At 48.0% G+C, this 19,446-nt stretch carries 14 protein-coding genes; 4 read left to right on the top strand and 10 right to left on the bottom strand.

The features are described from left to right. Positions 1–1,225 precede the first annotated feature (1,225 nt). Complete coding sequence (locus tag K7399_RS15220; RefSeq protein WP_128166000.1) at positions 1,226–2,908, bottom strand: alpha-keto acid decarboxylase family protein; 1,683 nt, start codon at positions 2,906–2,908, stop codon at positions 1,226–1,228. 738 nt (positions 2,909–3,646) lie between these two features. After that, complete coding sequence (locus K7399_RS15215) at positions 3,647–4,783, bottom strand: IS110 family RNA-guided transposase (RefSeq protein WP_128165999.1); 1,137 nt, start codon at positions 4,781–4,783, stop codon at positions 3,647–3,649. A 478-nt stretch (positions 4,784–5,261) separates the two neighbouring features. Between K7399_RS15215 and K7399_RS15210 the strand changes: the two genes are divergently transcribed. Continuing rightward, positions 5,262–6,134: a DMT family transporter gene (locus tag K7399_RS15210; RefSeq protein ID WP_128165998.1), complete on the top strand. Its 873-nt coding sequence runs from the start codon at positions 5,262–5,264 to the stop codon at positions 6,132–6,134. An 84-nt stretch (positions 6,135–6,218) separates the two neighbouring features. Here the strand turns inward: K7399_RS15210 and K7399_RS15205 are convergent, their stop codons facing one another. From K7399_RS15205 to K7399_RS15170, 8 genes are all read right to left on the bottom strand, one after another. Further along, complete coding sequence (locus K7399_RS15205) at positions 6,219–7,457, bottom strand: aspartate aminotransferase family protein (protein ID WP_128165997.1); 1,239 nt, start codon at positions 7,455–7,457, stop codon at positions 6,219–6,221. 87 nt (positions 7,458–7,544) lie between these two features. Then, entirely contained in the window at positions 7,545–8,270 is a 726-nt protein-coding gene (prdB, locus tag K7399_RS15200; RefSeq protein ID WP_128165996.1) for a D-proline reductase (dithiol) protein PrdB, read from the bottom strand. Between the two features lie 108 nt (positions 8,271–8,378). Further along, entirely contained in the window at positions 8,379–8,567 is a 189-nt protein-coding gene (locus tag K7399_RS15195) for a CBO2463/CBO2479 domain-containing protein (protein ID WP_128165995.1), read from the bottom strand. Positions 8,568–8,579: 12 nt separating this feature from the next. After that, positions 8,580–10,289 carry a D-proline reductase (dithiol) proprotein PrdA gene (gene prdA, locus K7399_RS15190; protein WP_128165994.1) on the bottom strand — a complete coding sequence of 570 codons (1,710 nt, stop codon included), beginning with the start codon at positions 10,287–10,289 and terminating at the stop codon, positions 8,580–8,582. Between the two features lie 26 nt (positions 10,290–10,315). Beyond that, complete coding sequence (prdC, locus tag K7399_RS15185) at positions 10,316–11,629, bottom strand: proline reductase-associated electron transfer protein PrdC (RefSeq protein ID WP_128165993.1); 1,314 nt, start codon at positions 11,627–11,629, stop codon at positions 10,316–10,318. A 27-nt stretch (positions 11,630–11,656) separates the two neighbouring features. Continuing rightward, a complete protein-coding gene (locus tag K7399_RS15180; protein ID WP_128165992.1) occupies positions 11,657–12,658 on the bottom strand; it encodes a proline racemase family protein in 1,002 nt (333 codons plus the stop codon). Positions 12,659–13,071: 413 nt separating this feature from the next. Further along, positions 13,072–14,817, bottom strand: a complete 1,746-nt coding sequence (locus tag K7399_RS15175; protein WP_128165991.1) for a sigma-54 interaction domain-containing protein — start codon at positions 14,815–14,817, stop codon at positions 13,072–13,074. Positions 14,818–15,014: 197 nt separating this feature from the next. Beyond that, on the bottom strand, positions 15,015–16,004 hold the full coding sequence (locus tag K7399_RS15170; protein ID WP_028982600.1) for an asparaginase: 990 nt from the start codon (positions 16,002–16,004) through the stop codon (positions 15,015–15,017). Positions 16,005–16,121: 117 nt separating this feature from the next. Here K7399_RS15170 and K7399_RS15165 point away from each other — a divergent pair, with 117 nt between their 5' ends. The 3 genes from K7399_RS15165 to K7399_RS15155 all read left to right on the top strand — a co-directional run bounded on the left by K7399_RS15165 (position 16,122) and on the right by K7399_RS15155 (position 19,438). Further along, entirely contained in the window at positions 16,122–16,442 is a 321-nt protein-coding gene (locus K7399_RS15165; RefSeq protein WP_051577913.1) for a helix-turn-helix domain-containing protein, read from the top strand. Positions 16,443–16,936: 494 nt separating this feature from the next. Continuing rightward, positions 16,937–17,593, top strand: a complete 657-nt coding sequence (locus tag K7399_RS15160; RefSeq protein ID WP_128165990.1) for an HlyD family secretion protein — start codon at positions 16,937–16,939, stop codon at positions 17,591–17,593. An 18-nt stretch (positions 17,594–17,611) separates the two neighbouring features. After that, positions 17,612–19,438, top strand: coding sequence for a DHA2 family efflux MFS transporter permease subunit (locus tag K7399_RS15155; RefSeq protein ID WP_028976976.1), 1,827 nt, complete (start codon positions 17,612–17,614; stop codon positions 19,436–19,438). Positions 19,439–19,446 lie beyond the last annotated feature (8 nt).

Below are 19,446 nucleotides of genomic sequence, written 5' to 3'. Positions count from 1 at the left end.
CACGGCAAGCACGCTCTATCATTGAGTCAATATCATTTCTGCAACCCTTTCAATCGGACTGAACTTGATCGTTTTCAATACATCAAAAAACGGGCATCATCCGGAAATAGCTTCCAAATGGTGTCCGTTTTCAAATGCGCACCTGAGAAAAAACGGGAAAAATACGCCCGGTCCTTACTTCCGCAGGATGCGGTGACTTCTGCGTTGTGCACAGGACGTACTTTCACAGGATGTGATGACTTCCGCGTTGTGCACAGGACGTGCACGCCTTTAGCGGAAGTTCATTTATTTAGCAGAAGTTCCTTTTACAATTAGCGAAAGTTCCTTTAAATTAGCGGAAGTTCCTTCCGTATGTGATGGACTCGTGTCTTTTCGGTGCTGAATTGCCGCTTCGGTTACTCGCTTGCCGCGGGCGCACCGCGAGCCTCCTCAGACAGGGCAGGAATCTGCGGGGTCTCTCTGGCACGCTGATCCCGCAGGCGCCAGAGCACCTCAGCTTTGATTCTTGGCCAAGACACTGGTCTATCGGTTTGAAGACGGGGCAAGTTCATATTACCTGTGAAAAATGATCCCCATCCATCTCACTTCTGTTTCATAAAGAATTCTGGTCCTTAATTGAGTAACTCGTAAAATAAGCGGAGATTTTTCGGTTATATGCAGAATGAAGCGCGTTTCGGGGACACATAAGGGGATTTTTTCCGATTATGCAACGCAAAATCCCTCATTTTCATGTTTTTCACCTTGATAATCGGATTCTCTCCGTCTATTTACTTCAGGCGCGCGTTTGTGAACCATCAATCTTGCGCTTGAATGGCACTTCAGCTGCTTGCATCAACTGGGCACGACCGTCAGCGTTTCGCTTTAACTTCGGTTGTGCCGTTGGTTTGTGTCTTCATGGTTATGCATCATCGCTCCGATTGCTCGCTTGCCGCGGGCGCACCGCGAGCCTCCTCAGACAGGCTGATATCTGCGGGGTCTCGCTGGCACGCATCAACAGAGACGCTCCGCATACGCCAGAGCATCTGCCCGTTTGATGCTCAGCTAAGACACTATGTTATGGCTAATGTATTTCGTTTTAACTTTGGCGGGTTTCGCTTTAACTTTAGGGTATGCCGTTGGTCAGTGTCTTCATGGTTTTGCATCAACGCTTCGGTCGCTCGCACCAACGAGACGCGATCCCTCAAGCATCTCGCGCCTCCTTTTTGATGCACAGCGTGACCAAAAATCATATCCTTTCTTTACCTGTGAAAAGAGTCAGCAGCCCCTCACTTTTGTTCTCCATCTCGAGTACCGTCTGATGCATTTTGTGAATAATCTTCGGCGCATCCATTGGGTCGGTGATCATTTCAATGATACACAGCTGTTTGGCGCACTTTTTCTCGGCATCGGCAATGGCCTGACGAAGCTCATTGTTTGTGCGTACTTGAACCGTGAACGCATCCTGTTTAAATACTTCCGAAAGCTTATGGTAGTCCCAGTTCGGAATGTTGTTATATTCTGTATTGTCTACAGTATTAATGTATTTCTCAATTGTATACCCTTTATTGTTTAGGACAAAGATGATCGGCTTACACCCGTTATCGAGCATTGAGCTTAATTCCTGTACGTTGATCTGCAGTGATCCTTCGCCGGTAAAAAGCAGTACTCTGCGATTCGGATTGGCGACGCAGGCACCAAATGCCGCAGGAAGCCCATAGCCAATGGCGCCCCAACCGCCTTGGGCGATGTAGGTCACCTCTTTTTTCAATCGTACCTCTGCCATGCCCCAAGCAAAGGTTCCGGCATCGGCAACGACAATATCCCGCTTGCGAAGCATCGCCTGAAACTGTGGGTAATAATTTCTGGCAGTCAGTGCGTCATCTGTTGCATCCTGACTGTCAAATGGAAAAGGCGATTGCTGCGGGAGTGTCCACGAATGTCCGGCCGCCGGAAAGGCATCGACCAGATCATCAATGATAATGTTCGGATAAACTGTTTTGCCGATCTGCACATGGTCGGGCATCACATTAATGACTGCCAGCGGGTTGATTTGATCGGTAAATAGTCCGGTATTGTAATCATTCCATACTGCGCCAAATGCCAGCACACAATCTGAGGATTCAACCCGTTGCCGTACGGCTTCATCACTGCTTAGTTTTCCACAGTAAAAGCCGGCGTAGTTCGGCAAGTTTTCATTGCAAACTCCTTTGCCCATCATCATGGTGACTATCGGGATGTTCATTTTCTCCGCTAGCTTCTCAACCTGCTGCCCAAGCCCCTCGTGCATCGCGTAAACATCCGGAAGCAGCACCGGACGCTCGGCAACTTCTAAACGTGCGCGAATCATGCGAACGGCTTCTTTAAGGGACGCTCGATCCGTTTTCTTTCGCTGTGGATGTTCAGCCCTGGACATCATGTTCGCAGTCACAACGTCTGTAGGTATCGTCAAATACACCGGTTTCTTGGTTTCTCGTGCCTTAGCTATTGCATTGGGGATCTCGACGCCTGCATTTTCAGGCGTAATCGCCGCGGCATAGCACGTGATTTGCTCGTATACTTTTTTAAAGGTATCGAAATTGCCGTCAAGCAAGGTGTGGTGCATCAGCTTGTGCTGTCTTTGCATCATGGATTTCGGCCCTCCGACAAGATGAATAATGGGGACCGATTCACTATAGGCACCGGCAATCGCGTTGCATGCACTCAGCTCACCGACGCCAAATGTGGTGATTAAAGCTCCGATTCCTTTCACGCGTGCATAACCGTCAGCGGCATAGCCTGCATTGAGTTCATTGCGACACGTGACAAAGTTGAGCGCCCCATCCGCTTCAAGCGTATCAAGCAAAGAAAAATTATAATCACCCGGCACCCCGAAAATCTCACTAATCCCTTCATTTTTCAGACAGTCAAACAAAAATTCACCAACCTTCATCCTTGCGCCTCCTAAAAAAAAACTAATCCTATTTTGACCCGGGCGCCCGCGGATATGTATGGAACCGGTAATTAGAGCCTTGCGTGTGATCGAAGCTAACACGTACCGTGAATGTCTGATTGAACGTTTCCTCATCGCCTTTTATAATAAATAGATTAGAAAACTTGGCTTTGCCAAGCCTCTGGCGAAGGCAAAGACATAGTTGCACTTACACTGATATGAACAAAACTGTCAATACCCCCACTACATTGGGATTGGATCAGCTGTTTTATTCCAACTTTAAGAAGAGAAGCTCTTGGGCTTCTTTTTTTCTTTCAACTCCATCACTCCACTGCGTCTCTTTTGAATTCACCTTCTTTTTTTATGAACGAATACTTTCTAGAGCGATTCGAGCGCACGGCTCGAAGGCAAAAATCTCTTCGCCGATGAGTATACTGATATCCGTGGGTTTTCACATTTTATCATTCCGTCTCAGGATCTGTCACGAACTCGTTTCGTGCATTCACCTCAATTCAAGCGAGCACATGTGTAAGTCGTGCGTTATCCCTTACGGTTTTCATCTTTGCCTTCCAGCCCTATTCTCAAGTCCTTCTCTTCTTTTATTTTTTCTACAACGAAACAAGATACGAGCACCCTTTGACAGGGAGAGGTGGGCGTGGTAGGCTGGGAAGCCGTGCAAAACTCAAGCTGGCCACCTTTTGCGGGAAAACAGCGCCCACAGAGGCTCCCTGTCAAAGGTCATGCAGTGCGCTCCTCATTGAGAGTGACCGTTTTCGGTTCGTCAAGCTGTTGCGTGAGTGCCCAAACAAACCCAGCGAGTTCCCGTGCGATCGCCGTCACTACTTTGCCTGCTTCCTTACCTCTTCCCATTAAACGGAAATACTTTGTGTGCAAGCGCGTCTGTGCTTTCCAAGCAATGCCTAAAAGCTGTGGCGGTTGATTTTCTTGACGCTTTTTCAAAGCACCCTTAACGGCCGGCTGATAACGATAACTCCATGCGGATTCAATGAGCAGCCGTCGAACATGACGATTACCTGTTTTTGTGATTTTCCCCTGTCGCCGGGACTCGCCACTCGAGTGCTCGCTAGGGATGAGCCCGGTATAAGCCATGAACTGTCGCGCAGTCTGAAATCTCTGAAATGATCCTATTTCCGCTACAAGGCTTGTGGCTGTGATGATTGAAATGCCACGAAAAACTTGAAGCGCCTGAATCATCGACGCATGGTGTCCTTCTTTTGCTTGACGCTCAATTTCCTTTTCTAAACGATTTAAGCGAAGTTCAATGTCTTTGAGTGTGTGCAAGTATTCCTGAAAAACTACCAAAGAGGCGCTTTTCTCAAACGAAAGTTTATCGAGCCAATCTTTGTACGCTCGGGTCCACTTTCGTACTCCACTAGGTTCTTTGATTTCGTTCCGCAAAAGAAACTTCGTAAGCCGATGCTTCGCGCGCAATTCATCTTCTTTGACATCTTCCCGTGCACGGACGAGATCACGGAGTGCTTCATCGTCTTCACTGGGAACATAAATAGGGGTGAGTTCACCTGCTCGATATAATTTTGCCAGCTGCAGAGCATCACGTCGATCTGTTTTGACACGATTACCCGGCTTTTGCGGAATCAGGGACGGAGCAATGACTTCGCAATAAATATCCATCGCCTTGAGTAAACGATAAAGACCATATCCGGTGGGTCCGGCCTCGTAGCAGACACGCAACTGGCTCGGATCCCCTAATCGGCTCATTTGTTTCCGAATCGCTTCTGGTCGATAAGGAATCATCGCGATGTACTGGGGCTGGTTTCTTCCTTCTTCGGCAACCGCAACCGCTATTTTTTCCTTAGAGACGTCTAAACCTACATATTTTGTGCTATCATTCATAGTGCTAGCTCCCTTTCGTATGATGGCTCTGTTTGAGGATTTGAAAGTCTCTTTCATTTTTCCCCATTTAATCCACGATTCTACAATCAAGGGGGCTAGTTTTGTTCATGATAACTCGTTTCCTTAAATTTTTTATATACTTTCTTACCAGTGTGAGAAAAACCGGGCAAAATACGCCCGGTCGTTAATCTCCAGCCATATGGTATGGGCTCGTGTCTTTTCGGTGCTGAATCGCCGCTTCAGTTACTCGCATCAACTGGGCGCGACCGCGGGCGCACCGCGAGCCTCCTCAGACAAACAGAAATCTGCGGGGTCTCGCTGGCACGCATCAACAGAGACGCTCCGCATGCGCCAGAGCATCTGCCCGTTTGATGCACAGTCTTTTACATGACCAAAAATCACAAACTTTCTCTACCTGCGAAAAAACAGGTTGGGTCTACTGTTTCACCAGATTTTACCTTGAGGAGTGTACAGATCATTGAATAGAGCTGCTTTTATTAAATTGACGATCGCAATGGCGATCTTTGGTTCCATTGGTTATTTTTCCAGTCTTTCCGGACTGCCGTCGCTGGAACTGGTCTTTGTTCGATGCGTCAGCGCGACGATGTTCCTGACGCTGTACTGGCTGATCAGCGGCAAGTTCAAACAGGAGCATTTTCCGAAAAAAGAATACACCGCCATTATAATTGGTGGTGTATTCCTGGTCCTGAACTGGATTTTCTTTTTTACTTCCTTTGAAAAGACGGCGATTACCATTGCCGTCTCCATCTATAATCTTGCACCAATAATCGTGCTTGTGATCGGATGGCTCTTTTTCAAAGATCGGGTCAAGCTGGTCGGTGTGCTCGCCCTGTTTCTCGCTTTTGTCGGAACCGTGCTGATTTCGGGCATCCGTCCAAGTCAGCTTCCGGGTAGCGGTTCCCTGACCGGACCGATTTATGCGCTGATCGCGGCCTCTCTCTATGCTCTGGTGATCCTGACCGGAAAATACATTCAGCACGCAAGTCCTTACCTGGTCACGATCATCCAGACCTTTATCGGCGTGTTCATGCTGCTGCCGTTTGTTCATTACCAGCTTTATGCGGATCTGTCAGCATCGAACTGGTTTTACAGCATTCTCACGGGTGTGGTTCATACGGGCATTGTGTATCTGCTCTTTTACGGAAGTCTACGCGGTCTCTCAACACCGGTTATTTCCGCATTGACTTATGTCGATCCGCTCGTTGCGATTCTGACTGACGTTTTGCTAATCGGATTCTTCCCATCCCTGCTTCAGATTGCTGGTATCCTGATGATTTTTGCCTCCTTGTCGTACACCTTCTTTGTACAACGCGATTCCGCAACCACATGAAGCGCAGCCTCGTGAGGATCGGTCACCATGCCTTGCGAGCGCGCATGGATCGGCGCAGCAGTTGTCGCTGGGTTCGCTCGTTAATTACATCACATGGGGGCTTTCCTTGCACTCTATTGCTGTAATGACCGCCTCCTTCAAAATGTCACAGGCTTTGTCACAGTCCGCTTTTGTGGCAATCAGCGGCGGCAAAAGGCGGATGATGCGATCGCCGATCAAGGTCACGAGCATGTTCCGATCAAAACAGCCATGCTTGATGGCATAGCCTGCCGGCGCATCAAATTCGATGCCAATCATCAAGCCTTTTCCCCTAACTTCTTTCACGTGAGGGAGAGTCTTCAGTTTTTCAACCAGATAATTGCCGACTTTTTTTGCATTGCCAGCAAGATCTCTGTTGAGCAGTTCGTTTACTTCAGCATAGGCGGCCGCGCAGCAAACCGGATTTCCGCCAAACGTCGTTCCGTGCGCGCCCATGGTGAACGCCTTGGAAACTTCTTCAGTTGCGCAAATCGCGGAAATGGGCATCCCGCCGCCAAGTGCCTTGGCCATCGAAACGATATCCGGTTTCACGTCGTAATCCATATAAGCCATGACGTTGCCGCTTCGGCACCAGCCGGTTTGAATTTCATCGAGAAGCAGCAACAGACCTTTTTCCTTGCATAGGTCAGCGATCCCTTTCATAAATTCAGGCGTTGCAGGGTTCACCCCGCCTTCTCCCTGAATCGGTTCCAGCATAATCGCAATCGTGTCGTCGGTTACATGCGCCCGAAAATCATCGAGATTATTGAACTCAGCGTAGCTGAATCCGGGAACGACCGGCTTAAAGCCAACCTGGCACGCGTTGTCCGGCTGACCGGTCGCAGACATCGCCCCGTATGTTCTTCCGTGAAAGCTCCCTTTCGCCGTGATGATGTGATACTTATTCGGTCCATAGTGGTCTACGCCATACTTACGCGCCATTTTGATCATCGCTTCATTCGCTTCGGTTCCTGTGCTCTGATAAAAGATTTTATCCATGGCCAGCGCTTTGCACACCCGTTCCGCAAGGAGAACCTGTGGAACGGTATAGGGATAATTGAAGGTATGCATGAGATCACCGACTTGATCTTGAACGGCGGCGACAACTTTTTCGTTGCAGTTTCCTGCACTATTAACGGCAATGCCTCCGTAAAAATCAAGATAAGCATGACCCTCCTCATCATAGAGATACATCCCTTTGGCCGTTTGAGCCACAAAATCATACCGTTCATAAGTGTCAATCATGTACTTTTTCGTGAGTGCCTTAATTTCACCGGCGGTTTTGTGCACCTCTGATAGTTTCATCGCCATACCTTCCTTTTTGTAAATTTTGCTCGATCAAAAATCAGCTGTCTTTTTTCTAATCAGCCTTCTCCTCGCCAGTGTTCCGGCTCAAACATTATGTCTGTATTCATAAGGCAGTGTTTTCATTTGTCCGAATGTCGTCATTTCCTCAATGGCAGTAAGCGTATCTTTGAGTATTGCGGTCTGCATCGCAACATTGTTCGGCTCGCCTGCGTTGGAACCAATCGGTACATGTGGAGCGGTAATGCGGGGCGCTCCTTGCTGCTTGGCAATCGGCGGCAGAGCAGCTATAATCGCAGTGGAAATGCCGACCGATTCCACTGCACGTTCGACGATCGTCGCCGAACGGTGGCATGTGCCGCATCCGCCTGTAAAGACCGCAATGTCGACACCTTCCTCCTTCAAGATCTCGGCAATCGCAGGACCCGTTTCCTGCTTGAATTTTTGAACGTTGCCGCCACCGCCCATAAATCCAATCAAAACAGGGGCAACTTTTCCAATGAATCCTTCTTTTGCTAATTCATGAAGACGATCAATAGGAAGCATTGAATTAATATCCTTGTTTACGTCACTATTATCGAAACCTCCATGGCTAACCATGAGCTCAGAAGATGGGGTTTCCGATGGTATCGTTCGGAACGAATAATCACCTGAGAGATTAAAGCGCGGCTGCGTTTTCAAATGCACACCACCTGCAGTACAGAATGCAACCGTACATTCATGTAACGGTTTGGTTAACTCCGTCCATACCGGAGGCGGCGTGATCGGAACATAGATTTCAGACTTCAAGTGCTGAGCGGTTGTTAATTGCATGTTTTTTTCCTTCCTTCTCTATAATGAATAAAAGTCACGATGAATCGCGTGATTCAGGTATGCGCAACCAGGGTCTCTTCATCAATTGCTCGAGTGAAAACAAATCCTTTAAACCACTTGAATATAACTTAAATAGACTTGGATTTTCAGACCAACGTGAAGCGGTTGATCGGTAAGGACACAGCGAAGCGGCACGATAATGATCCCCATGCGTCCTTTCAAGGTCACTTTCACTTCACGTTCAGTTACCTCGAGAATCTTACCGGGCAAAAGTTTCGGTGTGAGTTCATAGTCCATCGGATCACATCCTTACCGGATCATCTGCTGATTTGCATCGATAACTGCCTGTTCCCATTGACGGTTGGCAGATTCGATTGGAATGCCGGCCATTTTGGTTTTCAGCATCAGCAAAGCGCGCTTGGCGTCCTGCGGGCAGAGCGTGCTGTCGCCTAGAATCTCGTTTTCAAAGCCTTCCGGATCTTTATTGAGTTCGATCATTGCATCCATGTGTTTATTTCCTACGACCAGCTGTCCCTGATACGCGCAATAGGAAACACCGACAACATCGATGCCGCGGCGGCCGATCTGATCGATGTTTTCCGCAAAATCAATATGGTTGTTTCCAAATCCCTCTGTAGTAACAATGGCTCCTTCAACGTCTAGCGCTTCCGCCCAAGCACCGAGACGGGCAGAGACATAGGATTTTTCATCATTGACTTGCGGACTGCCGATAAAGACCACGCCAACCAAGTTAATTTCTTCATCCTCAGCCATTAGATTAACAAGCGGTTCGCGAAAATAATGACGCGTATCCTCCTTTGTCGACGGCCCAATGCAGGTCAGTGCATGAATTCCACCGTCGCGCACTTCATTTGGCGACAAGACGACCGGTACATTTCCGAGATCGACATTGCGCTGTCCGCCTTCAACACCTGCCGGTTCTGCAGGGAGCAGCACGTTATCATGCATCGCGCCTTGGCCCATAATTTCCTTTACAAGCATCACCCGCGGCTTACCCGGCCGCTTCCAATCATGGAACACATCCTGCTTCGTGCATGCTTCCGCAGGCGCGCGCTTCAGTACCTCGCGGATCTCTTGAATGATTGAATCACAAGCCTTATGCGCCGCATAAGGTCCGCGGCGTTCCATCCCGGTATTTTCCTGTATGGTGACATTGACACGGATGATGATATCTTCCGGATCCGGACAGCCCGGACGTCCAAATCGAATGTTTTCATCAAGATATCCTTCACAGGAGCCAAACTCATGCACTTGAACGCCTTTTTCATCGACCCCGGTCAGCATGATCACGACCCCGCTCATCACATGGGTCACACCTTCGCCCAATAGGCCTTCTACTTTCGCCGCAATCGGCATGACATCCATAATCGTGTTGGCATACACATGCCGTTGATCCAGGGGGATAATGTCCATTTCCGCAGCTTTCACTAATGGATCCGCCTTGAGCGAATCCTCGCACAAGTCCTGACGAAGCGTCAGCGTTCCGTGTTTAAATGACGTCTCCGTCCCCATACAAACCTTCTGAACGGCAAATTCTTTTTGCGTCAGCGTACGAATGATTTTATCTTCCGGCTTTTGTTCAACGGGTGGCACCGTAAACGGCAAACCAATCGTACTTAACCCATCCGGCAATTCAATCTGGCCTTGCACGTTGCTGATGCTAAATTTTATGACGCCCGCAGGCTGCGATGTACCCGAATCCGTTGGCGCGGATAAGCGCTTATCTTCTGATTCACCTGCCTTATTTGAATAGCCATCGAGTAATTTCGCGGTCAATGACGTCATGGCATCTGTATCTTCTTTCAAGGTCGCGCCCAATACTTGACCGATCGTCAGCGCATCCTCGGGAATGGTCAGTAACCCGGATTCTTGCAGGTCGGGAACAATGGCAGGATCTTCAAGATCAGACGCAGAAATAATCGTTCCTTTGTTTCTCAGACAACAAAGTACCGCTGGATCGTTCTGATGCAGATTGGCTGTTTCATTTGTAATTGACATAGAAATGCTCCTTTACCAAAAAATAATTACATGCGTGATTTGAAATTGACCTCATGATTACGAAGCTTACGGACAAGCGGCAGATTCATCGCGCGCAATGCACTGTCCGTGACATGGTGCACCGGAAGGTTTAATTTCGGTGCAAGAGCCATCACCGTATTGCTGCAATCGCTGCAATTGCCGATTAATAGTGCTTGGGCACCGGCTTTCTTCAGGCGCAGCACCCGATCAGCCTGTCCGGGACATATCCCTGGATTTCGGCATCGCAAAACGCCGTGAACCTCCACTGCATGTTTGCACCGTTCACTCGCCGCCACATCCGCTCCCATTTGATCTGCAATCTCTTTCATTCGGGCCTCACTCGCACTGCAGGCACAAACGAGCAGACCAAGGGGCGCTTTTGCTTTCAGAAAAGGCATCGTCACAATCAGTGCACCGGTGGTTTTGGTCACCACATCGTCCAACGTCACACGTTGACTCATAAACGGTCCGCCGGTAATCACTTCACCGTAGTCCCGATCCATTCCACCGACACTTTCGATTAAGTCTCCGATACGCGTTCCGATTGGCACATCCATAAGCGTGACTGACTTGGGTCCTCTGCGCAGTTTTCCTGCAATCGTCAGATTTTTAGAAAGCACAGGTCGGCCGAGTTCCACGGCCTGGCTCACGCGGGAAAGCGTTTCTGAATTCAAGACAATCGCGTTAGCGTGAACCGTTCGTTCATCCGGAGTCAACAGCACGCCCAAAACATCACGGATCAGTGCACGCTTCTCACCAACCGGATACCGATCCTCTAATTGAAAAACGGACACACGGTCATCCTGAATGATCGTTTTCAAACGGGCGATGGCTTTCTTATGTTTCGCTTTGACAGCAATCACTCCATGCGCGGCGTCGACCGATTCCATCGCATAGAGCAACCCCTTGTAAATTTCATTCGGACCGCGTTCGATCTCAGCAATATTATGGGCGAGAATTGGCTCGCATTCAGCAGCATTTGCAATCACTGTTCCGCCAGGTATCTTTTGGGCCAGCTTTATCCAAGTGGGGAACCCCGCCCCTCCCATACCGACAATACCCGCGGAACGAACACGTTCGCCGATGTTTCCCGGCGGAATTGTTTCAAATTCACTATTTTCAGACTTTTCACCGCGTATAAAAATCGCTTCATCAGTCACCTGAATTACTGTTCCGGCTACACTCGCATGTAGGTCGGCACCTAGGCCATCGGCTGTTGCAATGCAATGGCCACGTTTTACAGACTCTCCTGCTTTAACACACGGAATCGCCGGTTTGCCCACGCCTTGTTTTAAAAGAAGTTTATACATTTCGCTCATGGTGAATCTTCCTCCTTTCATCCGTCGTTACAACGCAAAGCCAAATTCAAAGGGGTCTTCATCATCAAAGATGAGCCTAGATTCTCCGGTCACATAGGCGCGACCTGTGATTTCCGGAATGACCGCCGGATAGTCGCCCACAGCGGTTTTTCCCAAAGCATGACCGGTGAAACGCGTCCCCATAATGCTCTCACAAACAAAATCTTCACCGAGCTTTAATTCCCCTCTAGCACAGAGCGAAGCAATCTTGGCACTGGTTCCTGTGCCGCATGGCGAGCGATCCACTTGCCTTTTCCCGAAGACAACGGTATTTCTAATCGTCCTCGGATCGTGCAGGGGTTCGAAAAACTCTACCAAATCAACCGAATGAATGTCGGAAAGCAGCGGATGTTGGATGACCGTCTGCTGATTCACCGATTCACGGATGTCAACGCCGATTTGTAAAAGTCTGTTCAGATTTTCCGGGATCAACGCTATACCCAGGTTTTCAGCATTTACCAGTGCGAAGAAGTTGCCGCCAAACGCAACGTCTACCCGAATCTCTCCCCATTTAGGAACCTGAATCGCCACGTCTTTGCGATATAAGAAAGCAGGAACATTAATCATACAGGCTTCTTTTACGCGACCGTTTTCCACCTTCACCCTTGTGCGGATTAAACCTGCAGGCGTTTCCAATGCCACGTGTGTATACGGTTCAGTCACGGGAACCAAGCCTCGAATGACCGCTATGGTTGCGACACCAATGGACCCATGCCCGCACATATTCAAGTAACCGCCCCCGTCCATAAAAATAACCGCTAAATCGGCTTCTTTATGAATCGGTTTCATCAAGAGTGCGCCGAACATGTTCCGATGTCCCCGCGGCTCATTGATGATCGCGCGGCGAAGATGGTCATAATTCTTTTGCAGGCATATTTTCTTTTCCATGATGGTGTTCCCATCGACTTCTGGAAATCCGTTCACAATAATTCTGGTCGGCTCGCCCATCGTATGCGAGTCAATGATAAAAAGGCTCTGATCATCGGCCATCACCGTCCTCCTTTCTAAAACGGAACGAAAATTCGATTAGTTTAGAATATATTCAAAATTATTCTAGCAAGAACCGTGCCAACTTTTTTCTTGGCTAAATCCACGAAAGTGTCTCAATCACTTGACAGTCATCGTCTAATTATTGAGACATGTTTCATTTGGTAGGCATATTTAATAACATCCAGTGTAATAAAATGAAATATTTATTGGCTCAATGTATTTTTTCGTGGAAAAAATCAGGGAGGTACGTCATATTGTGTTAGATTTTCTGTCAATCGAAGGATGTAGTGGTGTTTGTGGAAGTTCTCTCTTTCATGCGCGTTTCGCTTTAACTTCGCGGTTTTGATTTAGCAGGCGATTCGGGAGCCTTCCCAGACTGCGGGAGCTGCCCTAGCTCACGACTCGCAAACCGTTCAAGGAGAAATACCCAGTTTATGCATTTTGTTATAAAGTGTTGCTCTTGAGATTCCTAAAATTTGGGCCGTTTTGTTTTTATTTTCATGCGTTTGTTCCAATACTTGCTGAATGGTTTTTGCTTCACATGCTTTCAACGTATCATTTAATGAAGAAAAAGTCTGCATTTCTTGTGAAGGGAACGTCCGGTGTCCTACTGTACGCTCCTCATGTTCACCCGCTTGAAGATTCACTGGCAAGTCGGTGAAATTTAATTTTCCGTCTTTCGAAAAGACGACTAAGTTTTCAATGACATTCCGCAACTCGCGGATATTCCCGGGCCAGCGATGGTTGACCAGCGCGAGCATAATTTCTTTCGGGATTTCTTTTACGTCTCGATTGTATTTCTTGGCGAATTCATAAAGAATTTGGTGACTTAATTCGACGACGTCCTCAATTCTGTCTCTTAATGGGGGGATGAGAATCGACACGATGTTGAGCCGGTAGTAGAGATCTTCTCTGAATTTGCCCTGTTTTACGCGTTCTCGCAAATCCTTATTTGTTGCAGCTATGATAAAACAATCGGCGTATTTAAGTCTTGTCCCGCCTACTGCGTAAAAGGTTCCCTCCTGAAGCACGCGCAACAGCTTCACCTGCATATCAAGCGGAAGTTCGCCAATTTCATCCAGAAACAGCGTCCCGCCTCTTGCCAGTTCAAGGGTTCCTTTCTTTCCGAGTGCACTCGCTCCGGAAAAGGCGCCTTTTTCATAGCCGAACAGTTCACTCTCAAACAGGGAGGGAGGAATTGCGCCGCAGTTAATGGCGATAAACGGCGCCTGATTCGATGTGCGCAGATCATGCAAGGCTTTCGCAAATAATTCCTTCCCGACCCCTGATTCTCCAAGAAATAAAACCCTTGCCTGTGTCGTTCCGATTTGCTTCACCCGGTCGATCGTTCGGCGAATGGACGGACTGGATCCCTGAATCGGGTAAAACGGATCAGCCGACGGCTTCAGCCGCGACACTTTCTTTTGCAATTGCTGGATCATTTCGTTCGCGCTGTTTAATTGTTGATTAAGATGGACTTGATGCGTCACATCAGATTCACAAGAAACGGCGCCAATGATCCGATCATGCACCCTTACAGGATTCGAATTGATTAATACAAACAAGTCCTCCCTTGGCTGATGCTGCTTATGATAAAAACGCTTACCTGAGTGAATGATACGCAAGTTATCCAAACGGCTCTCGGAGAAAAAGTCAGTCATCGGCTTTCCTAAAATCTCTTCTTTCTTTATTGAGTATAATCGTTCTGCACCACTCGTCCAAACAACCGTTTTCATCTGTTCGTCAATCACCGAAATGGTGCTATCTGTTGTTTCCAATATTGTATCGTTGTATGCCTTTAAATACGTATAGGCCTCTAAAATAATGGGAATAAGTTCACCTGTTTTTATATAACCGATTGGTTTTTTCGCTTTAACCACCAGTAAATAATCGTATTGATTTGCTTTTTTGCCGATCGTGTCCCACGAATCATCCAGTTGAACCAAACCAGCGCTTCTGGCCGGCAATGCTTCTAAAGGGATCCTATATTTATTGGCAAACGCATGGCATTGGGGCGAACAGGCAATGAGCTGAAGCGACTTTTGCACAAAAATGAGATCAAATGCATGTTCTAATGCATAGGTCTTCCACTGCGCTTCACTGAGCATGACAAAGCTTGTATGGAGCAGATCCTTAAGTTCCGGCAAAAGATGTTTCATTGACCTCTCCTCCTGGCGTACATGCATTCTGCAAGCTGATTCCCATTCAATCCATCGATTTATTATAAAGTTCACACTTTTAGATAAATTTAAACATATTATTTCCGCACTGTCCAGTATATAAAGCTTGATCACCAGGGCGCTCATGCAGGGGTTTCTGATCGCCAATGAACACGTTACTCTGTCGCACGCTCTGATTAGATATAGTCGAGATCATGGGCAATCGGCGTCTGAATCATCTTTTTAACCGTTGCAGGATCCGAAGTCTGCGCGAGCACCCACATCAGCTTTGCAACAATGGCTTCCGTGTTCATGTCACCCGCAGTAATTCCACCGGCATCGGCCACACGTTTTCCTACTTCGTACAGCTCCATATTCTGCCCTTCCTCAAGACACTGGGTCGTGATAATGACCGGAATCCCCTGCCGCACCAGTTTTTCAACGCCGGTCACCAGATCTCTGTTCTCAAAAGGGAGACCGCCATTCCCGAAGCTTTCAATAATCAGTCCCCTGACATGGTTCTGCAGGAACGCAAAGAACGCCGGCGACAGTCCGGGAAATGCCCTTAATAAAAAGACATCCGGACAGATTCCGATATGCTTCGGCACTGCGGTCTTCTCCGCTTCCATTCTGAAATGAATCCGAACATGCTTGTCCGCAATATCAGCTATGTAGGGGTAATTGACACTCTCAAACGCATCGTAACTTTTTGTTCGCAGCTTAATCGCCCGCGTACCAAGGATTGCTTTTCCATCAAAAACAATAAAAACGCCGGGAAGATCCGCTCTCTGCGCAAAGGTAAGCGCATCTTTTATATTTTTCCTTGCATCGGTCCGTTTAAAGCTGACCGGAACTTGTGAACCCGTGATCACAATGGTTTTATTGAGACCATTTAATAAATAGGACAATGCAGCAGCCGTGTACGCCATCGTATCCGTACCATGTGTGATGATGAAGCTGTCGTATTGGCTCTGACTTTTATCAATCACCCGCGCCATCTTCAGCCAATCCTCCGGCTGCATGTTGGTGCTGTCCTTGTTCATGAGTACATGAAAATCAACCGATACATCCTGACTATGTTCAAAATAGCGCGCCAGCTGATCAATCGTCATGCCCGGCGCCAGTCCCTCCTGGTGCGGTGTTGACGCAATCGTTCCCCCGGTCGCCACCACTAAAATTTTCTTCATATGAATTTCCCCATTTTGTGTATTTATTACGCCCATTATAACTTTTTTCTCATATAATTCAATAAAATGTTTACTATGCGTGTACAAGCAGTGTAGACTGATCAAAGAGGTGATCTGATGCTCGCTCAATTAATCGCGTTAAGAAAGCAAAAAAATTTAACAATCCAGAACGTGGCTGATGCGCTCGGGATCGCTAAAAGTACCTATGCCAGCTATGAAAGCGGCTATCGTCAACCGCCAATTGACGCGTTGATCAAAATTGCCGATTTCTTTTCGCTATCGCTTGATCGATTAGTTGACCGCCCTTTTGAAGCCGTTATTCATCTCGATCATCCGCAAAATGAGTGCTGCCGTTTATTCATTGATGGGCAGGCGTTAACTGAAGCGGAGCGAAAAGAGATCATCGCATTTATAAAGGTGAAGCGGACACTTCACTAAAAACCGCCACATCAATTCCCCCTATTCCGACGCTACCGATAAACGATCAGACAAACCAAGCGGTGCCCGGTCCTTCTTTCACGTGATGACGTCCGCGTTGCATACAGGACATATGCGCACTTAGCGAAAGTTCCTTTTACTCTGAATGCCGTTTTAAACCATCAATTTTGTACCTAACGGGCACTCCAGTTGCTCGCTTGCCGCGGGCGCACCGTGAGCCTCCTCTTACAAATTTTTATACTTGCTGGACCTGCCAACTAAACGCCCTGCTGATTATTTTTTTTGCGGACGTCCCCGGACCTGCTCTTTCACTGTTCTCGCTAAGCCTTGCTGCGCCTGCCTGTACTTTTTTACGTGCATCGAGAAAAAATATTTTTTCGTTTCTATTGAATGATGAAAACAATCGTGGTAAAGTGACTAATGCACTCAATTAGTTAACAAAGTTAATAATTAACTTAATTAATCTTTTTTTAAGAACGAAAGGGGATTCGTCGATGAACAACTTTACTCGTCTGCTCATCATTAATATCATTGTGATCGTAGCTTTGATCGGTGGCGGCGCAGCAGGCTACTACTACTATGATCAAGCAACCAACTACGTCAAAACCGATAACGCCGCAGTCAGCGGCCAAGCCATTTCCATTGCCGCACCGGCTTCTGGAAAACTCGTGAACTGGGATGCTTCAGAAGGGAAAACCTTTGATGCTAATGATACGATCGGCAATGTGGAAACAATCGGTGCTGATGGCAAGAGTGCTAAAGTTGCAGTAAAGATGCCGCAAAAGGCGACGATTGCGTTAAACAACACGACAAAGAATGCGTTTGCTGCTGCAGGCGCACAACTTGCTCAAGCCTATAATCTAAATGAGCTGTACATTACCGCCAATGTCGATGAAAATGCCATTGAAAATGTAAAAGCAGGACAAAAAGTTGATCTCAAACTTGACGCGTTCCCAGGTACGCATTTCACGGGAAAAGTTGAGAAGATCGGAACAGCGACCGCCTCAACCTTCTCGTTGATTCCAAGCTCGAATAGTAATGGCAACTACACAAAAGTTACGCAAGTCGTGCCTGTAAAAATTTCAATTGACGACTACAAGGGCAATGACCTGCTTCCCGGCATGAATGTTACGGTGAAAATTCATATCTAATTTGAGAGGAGGGATTTGATGACATCGTTCCTTTCTGTGTATATCGGTTGTGCGATCATTTTTCTCGTGATTTTCAACTTCATTTTGCATCGCCGCCGCAAAAGCAAACTTGCGGCAGATGATCGGCCGCGCACGCAAGAAGCTTCCATGCACGCCCCCGTCGAAACACAAGACAGGGAGCCGCATGCTCCGCATCAGCTAAGCGCGCAGAACGCTCCGCATTCTGCTGAGGTAACCCCTGCAGCGCACGCGGAAAAGCATGAATCCGGCACGCAAGACACTTCCGGTCATCACCTGTCGATTATTCTGGTGCTGATTCTCGGCGCTTTTGTTGCGCTGCTGAACCAGACGCTCATGAACGTGGCTCTGCCTAAGATGATGACTGATTTGAATATTTCGACCAACACGGCGCAATGGATCACCACCGGGTATATGCTGGTCAATGGGGTTTTGATCCCAATTACCGCCTATTTAATGGAAACTTTTACGACGCGAAAGCTCTTTATTTCAGCAATGGTCCTGTTCTCGCTGGGAACACTTGTCTGTGCCTTGTCGCCTAACTTCATCATTTTGATGGGCGGACGCGTGATTCAGGCAACCGGTGCCGGGATCATCATGCCGCTGATGACCAATGTCTTCTTGACCATTTTTCCGCCTGAAAAACGTGGCGGGGCAATGGGTCTGATGGGTGTGGCAATGATCTTCGCGCCTGCCGTTGGGCCAACGCTTTCCGGCTATATTGTGGAACACTTTACATGGCGACTCTTATTCTGGATCGTGCTCCCGCTTGGCATTGTCGATGTCTTTCTGGCGATCACATTTCTTAGAAATGTCGGCCGCCGCTCATTTCCGAAGCTGGATCTTCTGGGCATTATCTTGTCGACGATTGGCTTCGGCGGCATCCTGTACGCGTTCAGTGAAGCCGGAAACAACGGGTGGGATGACGCCGCCGTACTGGTGACACTTATCGTTGGGATCATCTCACTGATTCTATTTGTCTGGCGCGAACTGCATTTGGATACGCCACTGCTTAACCTGCGCGTTTTTCAATACAAAATATTTACTTTCACGACAATCGTTAATATACTAGTGACAATGGCGATGTTTGCCGCAATGATTCTGCTTCCGATCTACTTGCAGAACATCCGCGGATTTACACCACTTCAATCCGGACTGCTCTTACTGCCAGGCGCGCTGCTCATGGGTGTCATGTCGCCGATTACCGGCATGCTCTTTGACCGAATCGGCTCGCGGCCGCTCGCGGTAGCAGGGCTCGCTGTGACAATCATTACGACGTGGGGCTTTGCGCATTTGAGCGATGCAACCACATACGGCTGGATTATGTTTCTCTACACCGCGCGAATGTTCGGTATGTCGCTATTGATGATGCCGATTATGACTGAAGGGCTGAATAATCTGCCCCGCGAGTTGAACAGTCACGGGACTGCAATGTCCAATACGATGCGTCAGGTTGCCGGTTCACTCGGTACCGCTTTCCTTGTTACCGTTATGTCGAACCGAACCACATTTCATATTGGCGACTATGCCAATCAGGTTGCTTCAAGCAATCATCCGTTTATGCAGCAGCTGCAGAGTTCCAGTCTTTCACTGGCTGCAAGCGGTCACGTTTCCGCGGTACAGGGGCAGCAAACCGTCATGCAGCTGCTTGAGATGAAGGTGCAGCAATTGGCGACGATTCAAGGCATTAATGATGCCTTTATCGTTGCGACCTTGCTGACGATCGTTGCTTGGGTGCTCTCCTTCTTTATTAAACGCGCGACCCCGCCGCAACAGAACACGGATCTGAAAAAGACGCAGACGAATCTGACAACGGCCAAAGAATAAGGGAAGCA

Source organism: Sporolactobacillus terrae (genome assembly GCF_019930545.1).
GTDB lineage: Bacteria > Bacillota > Bacilli > Bacillales > Sporolactobacillaceae > Sporolactobacillus > Sporolactobacillus terrae.
Note: the sequence above shows the minus strand (reverse complement) of the source record. Positions and strands in the feature narration are given on the sequence as shown.